The following is a 17,104-nucleotide window of genomic DNA, read 5'->3' as shown; positions in this document are numbered from 1 at the left end:
GTGATTCTGTCACTTTTGCAACGAAGGAACGGAGGAATGTGTGATGGAGATGATACGCCACTCGGAATGGGCTGAGACAAAGCTCACGCTCCATTTGCTGTCGCAAATCTTGGGGAAAATCAAGTTGGCTTTGGCTCCGCAAGAGCCACAATGGACACACGTCACGTTGCCCGTTGCGCTGAGCGGCTTTTCGACTGGCCCGCTCGTGCAAGGGGAGACGTGGCTACAACTCGACGTCGATGTCTTTCAATCTCATATCAGAGTCCAAGTCGGTGCCGACACGTCGGTATTCCCGCTCGAAGCAGGCAAGTCGATCAGTACGTACTATGAAGAAATCATGGGTGCCCTGCGCGCAAACGGCGTCTCGGTCGCCCTCAATCCGAGAACGCAAGAGATGCGGGAGTTACGTTATCTGGACCGGGACGAGACACCGCTCGCCTATGACGCTATGGCGGCGCAACGAGGCATCCGTCTGTTTCAATACGCCGCGCGGGAGCAAACGGCATTTCTCGCACCGCTCCGCTGTCGGAAAGTGAAGCCAGGCCTGTTTTGGGGAACGTTTGACGTGTCGTCGCTCATCGTCTATGGACGGCCTGAGCCGTTCCCGGAAGATAAAGTCATCGAGAAGGCAGCGTTTGACGAGCACATGGTCGAGTTCGGGTTTTGGCTCGGTGATGAAGCGGTCGATATTCCGACGTTCTTCATCTTGCCTTACCCGTTCCAGTACACGGAGATCGGGACGGAGCGGCTCAAACCGCAAGACGCCTATTATGATGCCGGCAAGAGCGAGTTCTTTTTATCTCTTGAGAACGTAGGGGAAACGAGAGACGTGCAGGCGTTCTTCCGGACGTCGTTCGATATTTTGAGCGAACAGCTCGAGTGGGAAGGGTGCGACCATTACTTTATGCCGCTCGACATGCCGAAACAACAAGAGCTCACAGACGAATGATCTGTGAGCTCTTGTTTACTTTAGGGGCTGGTAGCGAGTAGATGGCCCGTTTCCGACACGGATGATTTTCCATTCGGCTATTAGCTGTTCGATTAGTTGTACAGTACCTTTTTGTTGCTCGTCCGATGGCGCCCCGACCCCTGCAGGAATGCAATCCGACGGAGACCCAGCAGCGACGCGAGTCGCGATGCGGCTCCGGGATTGCCTGCGGAAAGCGTGGGCGCCGGAAGGACGAGCGATATCAAAAAATCGATCAATCTGGATGTGGGTCCAAATTAATCGATTGACATGTCATTCTGCAATTTGTGGTACGAGGTAGATCAAGCCGAACGGGTTATGGAGCAAGTTGTCGATTGACGTGCGCTCGTCTTCGCCCATCTCGACCGTGAACGTCTTGCCGTCCTCGAACGTGAAGCTGTCGCCGTCACCGAACATCGATCCGCCTGCGATCAAATGGAAGTTGAACGAATGGATGACGTGGATCGCGTCTTCGATCTCGAGTGTTTCTGGTACGGCGACGTCGGCATGGCCGAACGCTTTCATGCCCCACGACACGTACGCCGTCTCTTCTTCCGTGATGGCGGTGAGGAGCGAGTAGTCGAGGGCGAGGTCTTCTTCTTTCGACGCTTGCCATTCGTCTTTCGAATAAGCGACGCCTGCCGTCTCGACCATGACACCGAGTCCGCCGGCGTTCAACAGGGCGTTCGCCCCGCGACGGGCCGCGGCGATGTCTGTCACATCATTGACGTCGCCGATCAAATAGACGATATGTGTGTGACGCGTAAGTCCTTTGGCGATTTTCGGTGTGAAGCCGCTCGTGCTGGCGTGAATCATCGCCTCGGCGAGCGCCGGGTCGCGTTCGACGACTTCGACGGTGAACGCTTTTCCGGTCTCGTCTTCTAACAGCAACAGACCGGCCATCGTATAGCCTTCGCTATGTAAACTGATTTTTTCGCTCACGGCCTCGGCCGATGGCCAGTTTCCTGGGATGGCGAGTAACACTTGTGTACGGTTCATTAGAATCATCCTCTTCTGCAAATAGTTAGGCCCCTCAAGCGAGAGGCCTAGTCTCTTCTCTTATTATGCCCTATTTCGAGCAAAGTTATTCTTGATATGTCTTCAACACTTCTTGGAGCGGGATTTGATCGATCTTGCGCCGGCTGACGAACGTGCTGACGAAGAACAAGAGCGTGACGGCCCCGACCGTATAGAGCACGTATATCCATTCAAACTCGAGCGGCAAGACGAGCCCGTAGTCCTCGGCGAAGACGACGATGATGATACGGAGGACGACGAGGGCGATCGGGATGCTCAGGAGTGCCGAGATGAGCGCGTAGACGAAATAGCTGTCGAGGATCATCGAGCGGACCTCACGTCGATTATACCCCATCACTTTGAGGAGCGAGATGACGTAATAGTTCTTCTCGACCGTGAGCGCGGTCAAGACGAACAAGATGCTGAAGGCGATCAAGGCGGAGCCGCCGATCATGACGTTCATCATTAAATTCATATACTCGTTGATCGACTCGGACTGTTCGATCAAGCCGTCGCGCGACAGAATCGTCGGATACACCGACTCGTCCGGACGTTCACTGGCATAGACGCCGTTGAACAAGTCGCTCGAAGTGCCGTCTGTCAGTTCGTTGCTGAGCATTTCAATCGGTAAATAGACGACGTCACCCGTGAAGTCGTCGGCGATGCCGAGGATCGGGTACGATAACGTCTCTCCGTCGAGCTCGATTGTGATGACGTCGTCGACGTCAAAACTTTGTTTTAAGGCGAGCGGTTCGGTGACGATGACGCCATCGGTTGCAGGGGTCAATTCGTTCCCGTCCCGGTCTTGCAACCGGTAGAGCGTGTTGTCGTCGCTCAAGCCCTTAAGGGTGACGAGTTGATCCTCGACGAACGCGAACGGATAGGCGAGGAACGGTTCCTGACCGTCGACGAGCATTGGCGGCGATTCCGTGTTCGCGTACGCCTCATACGCATAGTCGACGTCGTTCAATCCGCCGACCGTCATCCGGTCGACGGCCCCGTTCATCATGAGTGCGAACACGATGAGCAGCGTCGAGAACAAGATACCGAGGAAGAAGATGATGAAGCTGCCCGTGCTTTTGACGGCGTATAAATATTTGAACTTCGTTTTCCCGCTGGCCCGGCTTAGCATTCGGCTGACGAGCCGGCTGAGCCGATTGAGTGATATGTTGTCGCGCGGTGATAACAGTGCGAGCGCGCTCTCGCCCATAAGCTTGTAGATGACGGCACCGGCGACGATGCCGAAGAAGACGAGCGGGACGAAGACGGCGGTCAAAAAGACGAGTGGGTTTTGAGCGATCGTGATCGATGGCAACAGATAGAAGTCGAGGTACAGGTTTTTGAGCGGGTCGGCGAAGTAGAGGCCGAGGAAGTACCCGATGACGAGCATGAGCGTCGCGAACACCAAGATCAGCACTAAGTAGGGGGTTGAGATCTGGCGCCGATTGTAGCCGATCGCTTTCAACAGCCCGATCTGACCGCGTTCGGCCTCGAGCATGTTCGAGATGAGAATGGCGACGATGATGACGGCGATCGAGACGATGAATAGGCTAAGTCCGAGCGCCATCGCTTTCCCGGACGAGATCTCACTATAGATGGCCCCGCTGCGCATAATATTCTCCGTCTCCATGACCGAGACGACGAACGGGAGCTCGGCTGTGTCGATCGCGCCGTCCGTGACGCCTGAGAGCCGGAACGACTCCGTGCCGACGATCGCTTCATACGCCTCGTCCGTCATGAGCAGGAGCGTCTGCGTCCCGGCGTCGAGATTGAAGAAGTTCTCATCGAACAGCGGGAGCGTATAGTCCGGGAACAAGACGAAACCGCTCACCGTGAACGGCGTGCCGAGGTCGATCGTGTCACCGACCTCGATCCCGTTCTTCTCGGCGTATTTGGCGTTGAGCGCGACCTCGTCGTCGGTTGTCGGACGCGATCCTGCTTCGAGGTAAGACTGATTGATTGTCATTGTTTCTTTTAAGACGAGCCCCCGATGTTCACTGCCGGCTAATGGATAAGTGATCAGTTTGGATTCGCGAAGTTCGAGTGTCGCCTCGGGCATGACGGACTCGACCGCGTCGATCCGGGCGCCGATCAAGTCGTCGAAGCGCTCCGGGTCGACCTGTTTCAAGTCGGCGAGCGTATACGTGCCCGAGGCGACGAGGGAGGCGATTTCGGGGTCGTTCGCTTCGTCTGCGGTGACACGGTTGAGCATCTCGACGGCGAAGTCCTCTTGGTTCGACGACGCCAAATAGTCCTCGGTCGGGACCTCGATCCCGCTGATGCCGTAGAACATCATCGTATAGGTGAGCGAGCTCATGACGATGATGACGGCGATGGCGACGAGCTGCATCCATTTGCCGACGAGCGTCTTCAAAACGTTTTTATACAGCATGGTCGAAACCTCCTAACCCCAATCGATGTCGCGCGCGGCTTGTCGGACCGGGTTGTGCGTCAGTTCGACGATGCGTCCCGAGTTCATCTTGATGACGTCGTCGGCCATGGCGCTGATGCCGGTGTTGTGGGTGATGACGACGACGGTCTTGCCGTACGTCGTGTTCAATCGCTCGAGCAGCTCGAGCACTTTCTTCGAATTGTCCTCGTCGAGCGAGCCGGTCGGTTCATCGCAAAAGATGATCGACGGGTTTTTGGCGAGACTCCGGGCGACCGAGACACGTTGCTGCTCACCGCCGGACAGTTGGTACGGGTACTTGTCACGCGCGGCCGTCAGCCCGACCTGCTCTAACAGCTCGTCGATACCGAGCGGTTGCTGTGACAGGTCGGCCCCAATCTGGATATTTTCGTAGACGGTCAAGTTTTGGAGCAGATTGTATTGTTGGAAGATGAAGCCGAGATGGTCGCGCCGAAACGCCGTCATCTGTTCCGGGGACAAGTCGGTCAAGACGGTGTCATCGAACGTGATGTTCCCGGACGTGACCGTATCAAGCCCGCTGATGACGTTCAAGAGTGTACTCTTGCCACTGCCGCTCGGGCCGAGGATGACGACGAACGCTCCGTCATTGATCGTCAAATCGACCTCTTTCAAGGCGGCCGTCTCGATATCACCGGTCTTGTAAATTTTATTGACGTTCTCGATTCGAATCATAAAAAAGCGCCTCCTTTGTCCATGTTATCTTTTACCCGTTTCGGGCGGATTGTGGACCTGGGAGGTTTGAACGTTTGACGAAGACGGACACATTTTTTGAAAAATTAGTGAAACCGTTTCACCTGTGATAAAATAATACTACCAGGTACTAATTATGTTTTTAAAGGAGAGGCTCAGATGAAAATTGCCTACATTACGGACAGCACGGTCGTCCTGCCAGATTCAATTAAACACCATCCAGACATCCATATCGTCCCGCTTTACGTCGTCAAGGGCGATCAACCTTATAAAGACGGCATCGAAGTCGACGCCGAGACGGTGTACGACTGGATCGATGCCGGCGAGCGCGTCTCGACGAGCCAACCGGCAATCGGGGATTTCGCCACGCTGTATGAAGAGTTGAAGCCGAAGTATGACATGGGCATCGCCGTCCACCTGTCGTCTGACTTGAGCGGCACGTACTCGGCGTCGATCCAAGGGGCCGAGATCGCCGAGTTCAAGCTGCTCGCCATCGATTCACGGTCGGGTATTTATACGATGGGTCTGTTGCTCGAGGAACTGATCGAGCGCGTCGAGCGCGGAGACGCCCTTGATGACGTCGAGGCGTACATGAAACAGCGCGTCGAGGACGTCCGGATCGAACTGACGATTCAAAATTTGACGCAAATGCAAAAAGGTGGACGCATCTCGAAATCAAAAGCGCTCATCGGCAACATGCTGCAGCTGAAGCCGGTGCTCCGCTTCGAGGACGGGCTCATCGTCCCGTATCAGACCGTACGGACGTATAAAAAGGCGCAAGCCCACTTGTTCGAGGTCATCCGGGCGGCGATCGAGTCAGGCGAATGCACGGACGTCTCGATCTTCCACGGGAACGTGCCAGAGCTTGCGGAGTCGTGGAAACGGGAACTCGGCGACAAGGTGCCGATCCGCGTCGACACGCTCGCGCCGCTGCTCGGGGCCCACACCGGGTCCGGCTCGATCGGCATTTCTTATTTGAAAGCGAAATAACGGACAGACCGTGGCGCACGCCACGGTTTTTTCATTGTCACAACTTTCAAACAACGACTGGAATGTTTCTCCAAAACCCTTCATACTATTAAAGAATGTTACAAGAAAAGGGGGAAGACGATGCGGTTTCGGAAGTATCTCATAAGGAGCTGGCTCTCGTGGTCGCTCGTCTTCATCGGGATCGTCTATTACACGTGGACCGATCTGGAAACGTTCGATTGGGCGTTCTTCTGGTTCATCTACACGCTCGGTGCCTTGTTCGTCATGAACCCGTTGAAGCGGCGGCACCTGCACTTCACATTCCACGAGCTGTTCGTCTTCATGACGTTCTTCTTGTACGGGCTCGTCCCGGCAATTTTGATGGGGCAGTTGCTGTTGTTGACATTCCAGGCACGGACGTTCAACAAAAAAGTCGGCCGCCGGCGCTTCTTACACTTTTATCCGCTCAACACGTTGATCGAGGCGATGATACTCGTCATCCCGGGTCTCGTCTACTTTTCATTTGGAGGTGAGATCGGGTCGACCGTCCACTTGCTCGAGCAAGGTGCGGCGCTCCTCGGCTTCTTAGCGGTCCTTTATCTCGTCCTCGGCTTCAGCTTCGTCATGTCCCGGTTCTTGGTCGGGGAGCGGATCCCGCTGCCGATCATGTGGCGGCTGTTACGGTTCGATTGGCTCGTCATCTCGCTCGAGCTGTTGTTCACGATGGTCGCGCTCGAGGCGTTCCAACTGTTCGGGTATGTCGGATTGATGGCAGCATTCCTGCTCTTGTCGATTTTAAAGCTGGCGTTGTCGAAAGCGACGCAGACAGAAGAGACGCAATCGAAGATCGATCAAATCGAGCGGTTGAAAGAACAGCTCTATCGCGTCGACAGCGAAGCGTTGTTAATTGAAAAGTTTTGGAACGGGTTACGGGAAATCGTCGAGGTCGAGCGCGGTTGGCTTCAAATCAATCGAGACGGGGAGCAAACGTTTTATGATGTGCGGGGGCGTAAAGCGGAAGCGGTCGCTGATGCGTATACGCTTGAGCGGCACCGTGACGCGAGCGAGCCATACTTTCTGTACGATTCGCTCCACGAGTGGCACCCGGAGCTTCAGGCGAACCAAAGCGAACTGCATCATTCCGCGCTCGTCATTCAACCGGTGACGAGCACGACGAACGCGGTCAGCTGTATGATCTCGACGACGGCGAACGGGGCCTATGATGAGGCACTCGCGGTCGAGATCCACCGTTTGCTCAAGACGCTATCGTGGTCACTCGAGCGGATCGATGAACGGGATCGTCTCCAGCACGAGAGTCTGACCGATCCGTTGACCGGGTTGCCGAACCAACGAGCGTTGAAACGTTGGACGAAAGAGCGGCTAAACGACGTCGCTTCGTATCCGTTGTCGGTCTTCTTAGTTGACCTCGACCATTTTAAATCGATCAACGATACGTACGGCCATGCGTTCGGGGACGAAGTGTTAATTGAAGCGGGGGTCCTGTTCAACCGGCTCGTCCGGAGCAGTGACCTCGTCACGCGTTACGGCGGCGAAGAGTTCGTCTTCGTGTTCCCGAGGACGAACGAGGCGGCGGGGATTGTGACCGGTGAGAAGATCCGCCAAGCGCTCCGGTCACATCCGTTCGGGACGGAAGGGATCCGGGTTCAAGTGACCGCGAGCATCGGCATCGAGACGATCCATGAGTACGAAGAGCTCGATACGGTGTTGCGACATGCCGACCGGGCGATGTACGTCGGGGCGAAGTTTAACGGTCGCGACCGTGTCGCCCATTACCGTGACACGTCGACCGAACGAATTCAATGAAAAAAAAAGGAGGACCGTTAAACGGTTCTCCTTTTTGAATGAATGATTATGATTTCTGGCTGAATATGTCGGACTCGACCGCATGGATGGCAGCGGACCAAGACCCGTAACGATGCAAGATCGCTTTCGTAGATGGCTTGTTGTTGCGTTTCGCCCATTCTCGGTACGCCTCGAATGAAAGAGAGAAGCCCATCTCATGAATCGCTTCTCGAAGAGCGTTCGACAACTCTGACTTCGAGTAAGTCACGCTCGCCTCAAGTCCGGCTTCGGCGCAGGCGTCATGCCACGAACCGAACGTCTTGACGATGTGGTAATGGCTCGGTGCTTTCGGGTGTAGTTTCCGCCATTCTTGATATTTCTTCAGCGTGATGATCGAACCCATGTCCCGTGAATAGAGGGCAAGCGTCTCGACGATATCATCGCGTGTATATTTTGGCATTTTATCGGGTAAATCAACGGCGATTTCCCCATGCCATTCATAGCCGGCAATAGCGAGTGCCTCGGCCCATGATCCGAACTGTCGAATGATCGATTCGGGAGACGGCCAGTTTTGCTCCATCGCGAAACGACGATAGACAGAGCGACGAGGACGTTCCTTTAATAAATCCCCGAGCAAACGAATACAGTGAATCATGCGTTGCTGTTCGGTTGATAAGTGATGAGTACTAGTGGATAGCGTTTGACTCAATGATGGTTCCTCCTTCCATGGACTCATATCTGAACCGACAATGATGACGAAAGTGCTTCTACAATCATACTATCGGATAGTTTTTACGATTTATAAGCGCTTTTGTAAGTTTTTTATGTTAAAAATGGGACGTGATAGGTCTAAAGTCGGATGAGAGATTGAAAAAAAAGGTAATAGGTATATTACAAATTTAATATTATATGGGTTCATTTGTAAACAAAAAGTTTTATATTTGGTAAATTATATGAATTCCATACAAAAATGTACCCAGCTGGACAATGGGGTCATCACCGTTGTCCAGTTGAGTACTCCTCTATAATAAATTTAATTTTCAGACTAATCAATAAAAGTTTTCAAAATATACGAATTTTTTTTAAGGGTGGTCAATGAAACTGTGATTCTGCTAAAATAGCCGCATTGAGCGAATTTGAGAAAAGAGGATATTATGATATGACAATATGGTTATTTTACTTGCTGCTTGGTCTCGTCCAAGGGTTTACGGAGCCGATCCCGATCTCGTCGAGCGGTCACTTGGTCATCTTCCAAGAGCTGTTCAACATCGAATTACCTGGGCTGTCGTTCGAGATTTTCGTCAACTTTGCGTCGCTCCTCGCCGTCTTGACGATTTATCGCCAAGATGTCGTCCGCCTCGTCGTCAGTCTGTGGACGTTCTTATTTAAGAAAGACCGCAGCGAGGATACGATGATCGACGTCAAGTTCATCGGTCTCTTGCTCGTCGCGACCGTACCGGCCGGCGTGCTCGGCGTGTTATTCGGTGATTGGATCGGTGAGACGCTCAGCGGCGTCGCGACGGTCGGCTATACGTTAATCTTGACCGGGGTCGCACTTTGGTTCATCCGCAACATGCGCGGGAATAAAGGCGACGGTGGCATCACGTTACGTGACGCCATCTTGATCGGTCTCGCCCAAGCGGTCGCGCTCATCCCAGGGATCAGCCGCTCGGGTGCCACGATCGTCATGGCGATGTTACTCGGCATTAAACAAGAGTCGGCGCTCCGGTTCTCGTTCTTCTTGTTCATCCCGGTCAGTCTCGGGACGATGATCTTGGACGGGCCGGCACTCTTCACCGACCCGGCGACGCGTGATCTGTTCGGTCCGCTCGTCTTGGCGTTCATCGCCTCGTACGCGCTGACGGCCATCTCGCTCAAATGGTTCCAGCACATCATGGCGAAGGGTGAGCTCAAGTACTTCTCGTTCTATTGCTGGATCGTCGGTTTGCTCGTCGTCTTGTTCTTGGCTTGATTGGAAGCGCTGCTCATCGGAGTGGCGCTTTTTTGCACTTTTATTTTTGCCTTCGATTCTTTTTTGCGCTAAAGTAAATGCGTACAAACAAATATTCCTTCGGGGTCGGGTGCAATTCCCAACCGGCGGTGATGGGCGCGAGCCCTAAGTCCGTGACCCGGGCGCACGTGTGCGAACGGTGGATCTAGTGTGACTCTAGAGCCGACAGTATAGTCTGGATGGGAGAAGGAAAAAAGACAGGTCCTCGTGACCTGTGCTTCGTCGTACGTTTTTCTGTAAAGAAAACGCTTATTTGGCCTGCCAAATGACGACTGAGACCTCCCGCCGAGACCCTAAGGACATCCTTAGGGTCTTTTTGTTTGTACGAAACAAGGAGGGAGAACGATGCAACAGTACATGCAACAAGCAATCCAATTGGCCAAGTCCGCTGCCGGACAGACCGGTGTGAACCCGCTCGTCGGGGCCGTCGTCGTCAAAGACGGTCGCATCGTCGGATTCGGTGCCCACTTGAAGGCCGGTGAACCGCACGCCGAAGTGCACGCCATTCGGATGGCCGGTGCGTCCGCATACGGTGCGACGATTTACGTCACGCTCGAGCCGTGCTCGCACTACGGGAAGACACCGCCATGTGCCGACTTGCTAATCGAGTCGGGCATCAAGCGCGCCGTCATCGCGATGAAGGATCCGAACCCGCTCGTCGCAGGGAAAGGTGTCGCCCGGTTGAAGGCGGCGGGGATCGACGTCGAAGTCGGTCTGCTCGAAGCCGAGGCCCGTGCGCTCAATCCGGCGTTCCTACGTTCGCTTGAGACGAAACGGCCGTACGTCGTATTGAAGACGGCGACGAGCCTAGACGGGAAAGTCGCGCTCGAGGCGGGTGAGAGCCAGTGGGTGACCGGGACTGAAGCGAGACGTGATGTCCACGAACTACGGGCGACGGTCGATGCCGTCTTGACTGGAATCGGGACCGTGCTCGCCGACGACCCGGCCTTGACCGTCCGGCTCGACACGCCGACACGTCAGCCGCTTCGGGTCGTCCTCGACCGCGAGCTCCGCTTACCGCTCTCGAGTCAGCTCGTCCGGAGCGCGAAAGATGTGCCGGTGCTCGTCTATACGCTGTCTGATGATGAAGTGAAACGGACCGAGCTCGCGCGAAACGGTATCGAGCTTGCCGACTATTCGACACTCGACAACGTCCTTCGTGACTTGCATGGTCGCGGCGTCGGCCGTTTGCTCATCGAGGCGGGACCGACGCTCGTGACGTCACTCTTTGACGGACAATACGTCGACGAATGGGTCATGTATCAGTCACCGCGCGTGTTCGGTGGGAACCGAGGCGTCTATCGCTCGAGCCAAACCGGACCGTTAGATGCGATCGAGCGCTTCGCGGTCGGCTCGGTCGAGACGGTCGGTACCGACATCAAGCTCGTCATGAGAAAGGGGGAGTCCGATGTTCACGGGAATCGTTGAAGAAATCGGCAGTGTGAAAGCCGTGAAGCGGAACGGGCCGTCGCTACGGCTCACGCTCGCGGGCAAGATCGTGTTAGAAGACGTGAAGCTCGGCGATAGCATCTCGGTGAACGGGATTTGCCTGACCGTGACGGCGTTTGATCAAACGAGTTTTGCCGTCGACGTCATGCCGGAGACGCTCAAAGCGTCCAGTCTAGATGGGGTCCGCCCTGGAACGGACGTCAACCTCGAGCGGGCGATGCCGGCGAACGGTCGCTTCGGCGGTCACTTCGTCTCGGGACACGTCGACGGGGTCGGGCGCATCGTCAAGAAGCGTCCGCTCGCGAACGCGGTCTACATCGATATCAGTTGCGAGCCGTCGCTACTCCGTTTCATCGTCCCTAAAGGTTCGATCTCGGTCGACGGGACGAGCTTGACGGTGTATGAGGTCACTGAACGCGGCTTCACGCTGTCGCTCATCCCGCACACGTACAGTGAGACGGTGCTCGGGATGAAGCAGGCTGGGGATAAGGTCAATTTGGAATGCGATATGTTGGCTAAATATATGGAAAAGCTAGTGAATCAAAAAGACATGACGCTCGAATCACTTGCGTCGATGGGATACGGAAAGGCGGGATGGTGATGTTTCACACAATCGAACAAGCAATCGAAGATTTGAAGATGGGGCGTCCGATCATCGTCGTCGATGACGAGGACCGGGAGAACGAAGGTGATTTCGTCGTCCTCGCCGATAAGATGACGGCCGAGACGATGAACTTCCTCATCACGGAAGGGAAAGGGCTCGTCTGTGCCGCCCTGGCGGAAGAAGTCGCCGTCCGGCTCGACTTGTCGCCGATGGTCGACAACAGCACCGATCCACACGGGACGGCGTTCACCGTCAGTGTCGACCATGTCGACTCGACGACGGGCATCTCGGCGAGCGAACGGGCCCACACGGTCCGCGAGCTGGCCAATGCGAACGCGCGTCCGGCCGATTTTCAACGGCCGGGACACATCTTCCCGCTCATCGCGAAAAAAGGCGGCGTCTCGGTGCGGCGCGGCCACACCGAAGCGTCGGTCGATCTAGCTCGACTGTCAGGGAGTGAGCCGGTCGCCGTCATTTGCGAGATCATCCGTGAAGACGGCGAGATGGCTCGAGTGCCGGACCTTGTCCACGTCGCGGAACGGCACGACTTGAAATTTATCACGATCGAGGAGCTCGTCCGCTATATGGAGACGGACCTCGTCGAACGAGAGGCGGACGTCAATCTCCCCTCGGCTAAGGGTGAGTTTCGCCTGATCGGTTATCGAAACGTCCTTGACCGCGACGAGCACGTCGCGCTCATCAAAGGCGAACTTGAACATGCACCGTTCGTCCGCATCCATTCGGAATGTCTGACCGGTGACGTGTTCGGCTCTTACCGCTGCGACTGCGGTCCGCAACTTGATGCGTCACTCGCTAAAATTGAAGAAGAGGGCGGCGTCGTGCTCTACATGCGTCAAGAAGGGCGCGGCATCGGTTTACTGAATAAATTGAAGGCGTATGAACTGCAGGAGCAAGGGCTCGACACGGTCGAGGCGAACGTCGCGCTCGGGTTGCATGCCGACTTGCGTGACTACCGGGTGAGCGCGGGCATGTTGCGTGACCTTGGTGTCAAGAACGTGCGGCTCATGACGAACAACCCGGAGAAAGTCGACGCCTTGGAGGCGTGCGGCATCACCGTCGTCGAACGCGTCCCGATCATCGTCGGGGAGCACGCCGAGAATGAACGCTATCGCTTAACGAAACAACAAAAAATGAATCATTTTGGAGGAGAAGAATAATGTTGCATACATTTGAAGGTAACTTGGTTGGTAAAGGCTTGAAAATCGGGATCGTCGTCGGACGGTTCAACGATTTGATCACGATGCGCTTGCTCGACGGGGCGAAGGATGCGCTGAAGCGCCACGGCATCGAGCAAGACGACGTCGAGATCGCGTTCGTCCCGGGCGCGTTCGAACTTCCACTCGTCGCCAAAAAGATGGCGATGAGCAAGAAGTATGACGCCGTCATCACGCTCGGAGCGGTCATCCGCGGGGCGACGCCGCACTTCGACTACGTCTGTAGCGAAGCAGCGAAAGGTGTCGCCCAAGCGAGCTACCAGTCGGAAGTGCCGGTCATCTTCGGCGTCTTGACGACAGAGACGATCGAACAAGCGATCGAGCGGGCCGGTACGAAAGCCGGAAACAAAGGCTGGGAAGCAGCGACAGCGGCAATCGAGATGGCGAACTTGATGCGCACATTTTAAATAGAATTGTAACGGAGGAGAGCGACGTCGCTCTCCTCTTTTTTTGATTGTTCAAATCGGGATTAGCGACGCAGGGACGACGGGAAAAGAATAGGGCGCGCATACAAAGCTTAAGGGGAGGCGATGGCGATGTGGGACGGGGTGGCTCAACTGAGTCCGACCATGCAGGCCTTGCTCGGGACGTTGTTCACATGGGGCATGACGGCGCTCGGGGCGGCTGTCGTGTTCACGACGAAATCGATCAATCAACGGCTGATGGACGGGATGCTCGGATTTGCCGGCGGGGTGATGATTGCCGCCAGTTTTTGGTCGCTGCTCGCGCCGGCGATCGAGATGGCAGGACAGGACGCTTGGCCGGCCTGGTTCCCGGCCGCGGTCGGCTTTTTAATGGGCGGATTCTTTTTATGGGGCATCGATCAACTGATTCCGCACCTGCATCCGACTTCCCCGCTCAGTGAGGCGGAAGGGATCGGCCCGTTCAAACGAAAGCGCAGCACGTTGCTCGTCTTAGCCATCACGTTGCACAACATACCGGAAGGGCTAGCGATCGGGGTCGCGTTTGGGGCGGTCGCGGCTGACTTTCCATCGGCCTCGTTGACGGGTGCCATCGCGCTCGCGATCGGGATCGGGATTCAAAACTTTCCAGAAGGCGTGGCGGTGGCGCTGCCGTTAAGGAGGGACGGGATGTCACGACGAAAGAGTTTTTTCTACGGACAGCTGTCGGCCGTCGTCGAGCCGGTCGCCGCCTTATTCGGCGTTTGGGCGGTGTTTGTCATGGAGCCGCTACTGCCGTTCGCATTGAGCTTTGCCGCGGGGGCCATGATTTTTGTCGTCGTCGAAGAAGTCATCCCGGGGTCGCAAGAGAATGGCCATAAGGACTTGGCATCGATCGCCTTGATGCTTGGATTTACCGTCATGATGATTTTAGACGTGGCGTTAGGGTGAGGCCGACACAGAAAAAAGGCACGACGGGATGTCCCGTCGTACCTTCCTGGATTAAAACGTCTCTGACGTCGTTTTCGCTTGCATGTGGAGCTGGATGTAATCCGGTCCGCCTGCTTTTGAATCGGTCCCTGACATGTTGAAGCCGCCGAACGGCTGATAGCCGACGATCGCGCCTGTGCAACCACGGTTGAAGTACAAGTTGCCGACGTGGAAGTTTTGGCGTGCGTACTCTTGGTTCGAGCGGTCACGCGTCAGCACCGCACCCGTCAAGCCGTACTCGGTGTTGTTGGCGATGTCGATCGCTTCTTTAAAGTCTTTCGCTTTCGTGAAGGCGACGATCGGCCCGAAGATCTCTTCTTGCATGAGACGTGCTTTCGGTGCCACGTCGGCGACGACCGTCGGCTCGACGAAGTAGCCGGTCGAGTCATCCGCTTTACCGCCCGTGACGATGCGTCCTTCTTCTTTCGCGACGTCGAAGTACGACGTGATCTTCTTGAACGCGGCCGCATCGATGACCGGTCCCATGAAGTGTTCGTTCTGCTCCGTGTTTCCGACTGACAGTTCGTTCGTCAATTCGATGACGCGGTCGAGCACCGTGTCATACACGCTATCGACGATGACGGCGCGTGAACAAGCTGAACATTTTTGTCCCGAGAAGCCGAACGACGATTTGACGATCGACTGGGCCGCGAGTTCGAGGTCCGCTGATTCGTCGACGACGATCGTGTCTTTTCCGCCCATCTCGGCGATTACACGTTTGAGCCAGATTTGGCCGTCGTTCAACTTCGAGGCGCGCTCGTTGATGCGGAGACCAACGTCTCGTGAACCAGTGAAGCTGATGAAGCGCGTCTTCGGATGGTCGACGAGGTAGTCGCCGACTTCAGCGCCCGGTCCCGGGATGAAGTTGAGGACGCCTTTCGGGAGACCCGCTTCTTCCATGACCTCGACGAATTTCGCCGCGACGATCGGTGTCGTCGAAGCTGGCTTCAAGAGGATCGTGTTACCGGCGACGATTGCCGCGACGGCCGTCCCTGCCATGATCGCGAACGGGAAGTTCCATGGGCTGATGACAATCCCGACCCCGAGTGGGATGTAGTCATAGCGGTTGTACTCGCCCGGACGGCTCTCGACTTTCTTACCCGGTTTGAGTTCGAGCATTTGACGCGCATAGTACTCCATGAAGTCGATCGCTTCCGCCGTGTCCGCGTCCGCTTCGTTCCAAGGCTTGCCCGCTTCTTTGACGAGGTAGGCCGAGAACTCATGCTTCCGTTTACGGACGATGTTCGCCGCTTTGAACAAGACGTCGGCACGGACAGACGGGTCGACGTGACGCCACGTGTCGAACGCTTTGAGCGCTTCTTGCATCGCACGTTCCGCGAGTTCTTGGTTCGCTTTCGAGACGTGTCCGATGACTTCGTCTTTATTGGCCGGGTTGTAAGACGTGATCTTACCTTCCGTCGTCACTTTTTCCCCACCGATCACGAGCGGATAGTCCTGACCAAGCTCCCCGTTCACTTTCTCGATCGCCGCTTGAATTAAGGCAGCGTTCTCTTTGTTTGTAAAGTCTGTGAATGGTTCATGTTTGTATGGAATCATTCTCGTTCCCCCTTAAAGTGATTATGCAGTTAAGCGCTTACGTCTGTATTGTATCGGAATTCTTCATGAAATCCTAGTGAAACAATTTTCCGGAAAAGCGTGTCGTTTCCGCTCCAAATTCAGTCGTGGTAGGATGGTGAAAAGAGATCGATCGAGGAAGGAATGATTGGATGAGAAAATGGATGTTGCCACTTGCGCTTACACTCATGCTCGGCGCTTGCGGGAATGAAGAGGCAGCACCGGTCGAAGAGACGAAACGACCGCTCCCGGACGCGGTCGAGACGGTGTATGAATCGTATCAACAAGCGCTCCGTGACGGGGACGCCGAGGCGCTCGCAGACATCGACTACGCTGCTGCCCGGACCGACATCCCGGCGACGGGTGCCGTGACGCGTGACTTGACGCCGGGTGACATCGTCGAGAGTTGGGTGAACGAGGACGAGGACGTCGCCTATATCGTCCATGAGATGGAGGATGGTGACGGGAACGAACTGCCGAACCGGCTCGCCAAAGTCGCGATCAAGGAAGGCGACGATTGGTCGCTCGTCGTCACACCGGCTTTGGTCCCGGCTGACGTGATCGGTGAGGTCGGGGAGTTGTTGACGGGGATTGAAGCGAGCGAGTATGGGGTGAACGCTGAAGCGAACGCCCGTCTCGCCGAGGTGCCGGAAGATGAGGCCGGACCGATTTACGACCGGGTCAACGCCCAGACGGACTATGTCGCGCTCGAGGCGGACAATAACGTCTTCTTGCTCATGTCAGAGACGCTCACCGTACCGGAAAACCAAACGATCATGACCGATTATTTTAAAGCGTATCAGACGTGGTATATCGATAATGAGGCCGCGCTCCGCGATGCGGCCGCGACGGAAGACCCGGTCGACTATCTCGAAGTGCTCGACCCGCTCAAACAAAAACTAGAACAAGCGATCGACGGATATGACGAACAGCTCGTCGACCCGTCGTTCGGATAAGGAGGA

15 protein-coding genes and 1 riboswitch are annotated in these 17,104 nt (G+C 55.6%); of the genes, 10 read left to right on the top strand and 5 right to left on the bottom strand.

Going from position 1 to position 17,104, the window contains the following annotated elements; genetic code table 11:
* Positions 1 to 43: 43 nt before the first annotated feature.
* A complete protein-coding gene (locus tag A6395_RS04765) occupies positions 44 to 949 on the top strand; it encodes a DUF5996 family protein (protein WP_084812939.1) in 906 nt (301 codons plus the stop codon).
* A gap of 291 nt (positions 950 to 1,240) precedes the next feature.
* On the opposite strand, the gene A6395_RS04760 is transcribed toward A6395_RS04765, so the two are convergent.
* The 3 genes from A6395_RS04760 to A6395_RS04750 form a co-directional block, all read right to left on the bottom strand.
* The gene (locus A6395_RS04760) at positions 1,241 to 1,966 is read right to left on the bottom strand and encodes a DUF4261 domain-containing protein (protein ID WP_233589709.1); all 726 of its coding nucleotides are present in this window, start codon (positions 1,964 to 1,966) and stop codon (positions 1,241 to 1,243) included.
* An 85-nt stretch (positions 1,967 to 2,051) separates the two neighbouring features.
* Positions 2,052 to 4,376 (bottom strand): ABC transporter permease, encoded by a 2,325-nt coding sequence (locus tag A6395_RS04755; protein ID WP_071398083.1) that lies wholly within the window; start codon positions 4,374 to 4,376, stop codon positions 2,052 to 2,054.
* Between the two features lie 12 nt (positions 4,377 to 4,388).
* Entirely contained in the window at positions 4,389 to 5,087 is a 699-nt protein-coding gene (locus A6395_RS04750; RefSeq protein WP_071398082.1) for an ABC transporter ATP-binding protein, read from the bottom strand.
* Between the two features lie 177 nt (positions 5,088 to 5,264).
* Here A6395_RS04750 and A6395_RS04745 point away from each other — a divergent pair, with 177 nt between their 5' ends.
* Both A6395_RS04745 and A6395_RS04740 read left to right on the top strand, forming a co-directional pair.
* Positions 5,265 to 6,095, top strand: coding sequence for a DegV family protein (locus A6395_RS04745; protein ID WP_070328583.1), 831 nt, complete (start codon positions 5,265 to 5,267; stop codon positions 6,093 to 6,095).
* A 120-nt stretch (positions 6,096 to 6,215) separates the two neighbouring features.
* On the top strand, positions 6,216 to 7,898 hold the full coding sequence (locus A6395_RS04740) for a GGDEF domain-containing protein (protein ID WP_071398081.1): 1,683 nt from the start codon (positions 6,216 to 6,218) through the stop codon (positions 7,896 to 7,898).
* A 46-nt stretch (positions 7,899 to 7,944) separates the two neighbouring features.
* On the opposite strand, the gene A6395_RS04735 is transcribed toward A6395_RS04740, so the two are convergent.
* Positions 7,945 to 8,586, bottom strand: a complete 642-nt coding sequence (locus tag A6395_RS04735; RefSeq protein WP_071398080.1) for a homing endonuclease associated repeat-containing protein — start codon at positions 8,584 to 8,586, stop codon at positions 7,945 to 7,947.
* A gap of 450 nt (positions 8,587 to 9,036) precedes the next feature.
* Between A6395_RS04735 and A6395_RS04730 the strand changes: the two genes are divergently transcribed.
* The 6 genes from A6395_RS04730 to A6395_RS04705 all read left to right on the top strand — a co-directional run bounded on the left by A6395_RS04730 (position 9,037) and on the right by A6395_RS04705 (position 14,528).
* Positions 9,037 to 9,849 (top strand): undecaprenyl-diphosphate phosphatase, encoded by an 813-nt coding sequence (locus A6395_RS04730; RefSeq protein WP_071398079.1) that lies wholly within the window; start codon positions 9,037 to 9,039, stop codon positions 9,847 to 9,849.
* Positions 9,850 to 9,940: 91 nt separating this feature from the next.
* Positions 9,941 to 10,083, top strand: a riboswitch (FMN riboswitch).
* 150 nt (positions 10,084 to 10,233) lie between these two features.
* On the top strand, positions 10,234 to 11,316 hold the full coding sequence (gene ribD, locus A6395_RS04725) for a bifunctional diaminohydroxyphosphoribosylaminopyrimidine deaminase/5-amino-6-(5-phosphoribosylamino)uracil reductase RibD (RefSeq protein ID WP_071398078.1): 1,083 nt from the start codon (positions 10,234 to 10,236) through the stop codon (positions 11,314 to 11,316).
* Positions 11,297 to 11,938: a riboflavin synthase gene (gene ribE / locus A6395_RS04720; protein WP_070328588.1), complete on the top strand. Its 642-nt coding sequence runs from the start codon at positions 11,297 to 11,299 to the stop codon at positions 11,936 to 11,938. Before ribD ends, ribE begins: the two co-directional genes overlap by 20 nt.
* A complete protein-coding gene (locus A6395_RS04715) occupies positions 11,938 to 13,119 on the top strand; it encodes a bifunctional 3,4-dihydroxy-2-butanone-4-phosphate synthase/GTP cyclohydrolase II (RefSeq protein ID WP_071398077.1) in 1,182 nt (393 codons plus the stop codon). The genes ribE and A6395_RS04715 overlap by 1 nt, the downstream gene beginning before the upstream one ends.
* Positions 13,119 to 13,583 (top strand): 6,7-dimethyl-8-ribityllumazine synthase, encoded by a 465-nt coding sequence (gene ribH, locus A6395_RS04710; RefSeq protein WP_070328590.1) that lies wholly within the window; start codon positions 13,119 to 13,121, stop codon positions 13,581 to 13,583. The genes A6395_RS04715 and ribH overlap by 1 nt, the downstream gene beginning before the upstream one ends.
* Positions 13,584 to 13,712: 129 nt before the next feature.
* On the top strand, positions 13,713 to 14,528 hold the full coding sequence (locus tag A6395_RS04705) for a ZIP family metal transporter (protein ID WP_071398076.1): 816 nt from the start codon (positions 13,713 to 13,715) through the stop codon (positions 14,526 to 14,528).
* 51 nt (positions 14,529 to 14,579) lie between these two features.
* On the opposite strand, the gene pruA is transcribed toward A6395_RS04705, so the two are convergent.
* A complete protein-coding gene (pruA, locus tag A6395_RS04700) occupies positions 14,580 to 16,124 on the bottom strand; it encodes an L-glutamate gamma-semialdehyde dehydrogenase (protein WP_071398075.1) in 1,545 nt (514 codons plus the stop codon).
* Positions 16,125 to 16,294: 170 nt separating this feature from the next.
* Here pruA and A6395_RS04695 point away from each other — a divergent pair, with 170 nt between their 5' ends.
* Positions 16,295 to 17,098 (top strand): hypothetical protein, encoded by an 804-nt coding sequence (locus A6395_RS04695; protein ID WP_071398074.1) that lies wholly within the window; start codon positions 16,295 to 16,297, stop codon positions 17,096 to 17,098.
* The last annotated feature ends 6 nt before the right edge of the window (positions 17,099 to 17,104 follow it).

This window comes from Exiguobacterium sp. SH31 (assembly GCF_001816105.1).
GTDB classification, from domain to species: domain Bacteria; phylum Bacillota; class Bacilli; order Exiguobacteriales; family Exiguobacteriaceae; genus Exiguobacterium; species Exiguobacterium aurantiacum_A.
Note: the sequence above shows the minus strand (reverse complement) of the source record. Positions and strands in the feature narration are given on the sequence as shown.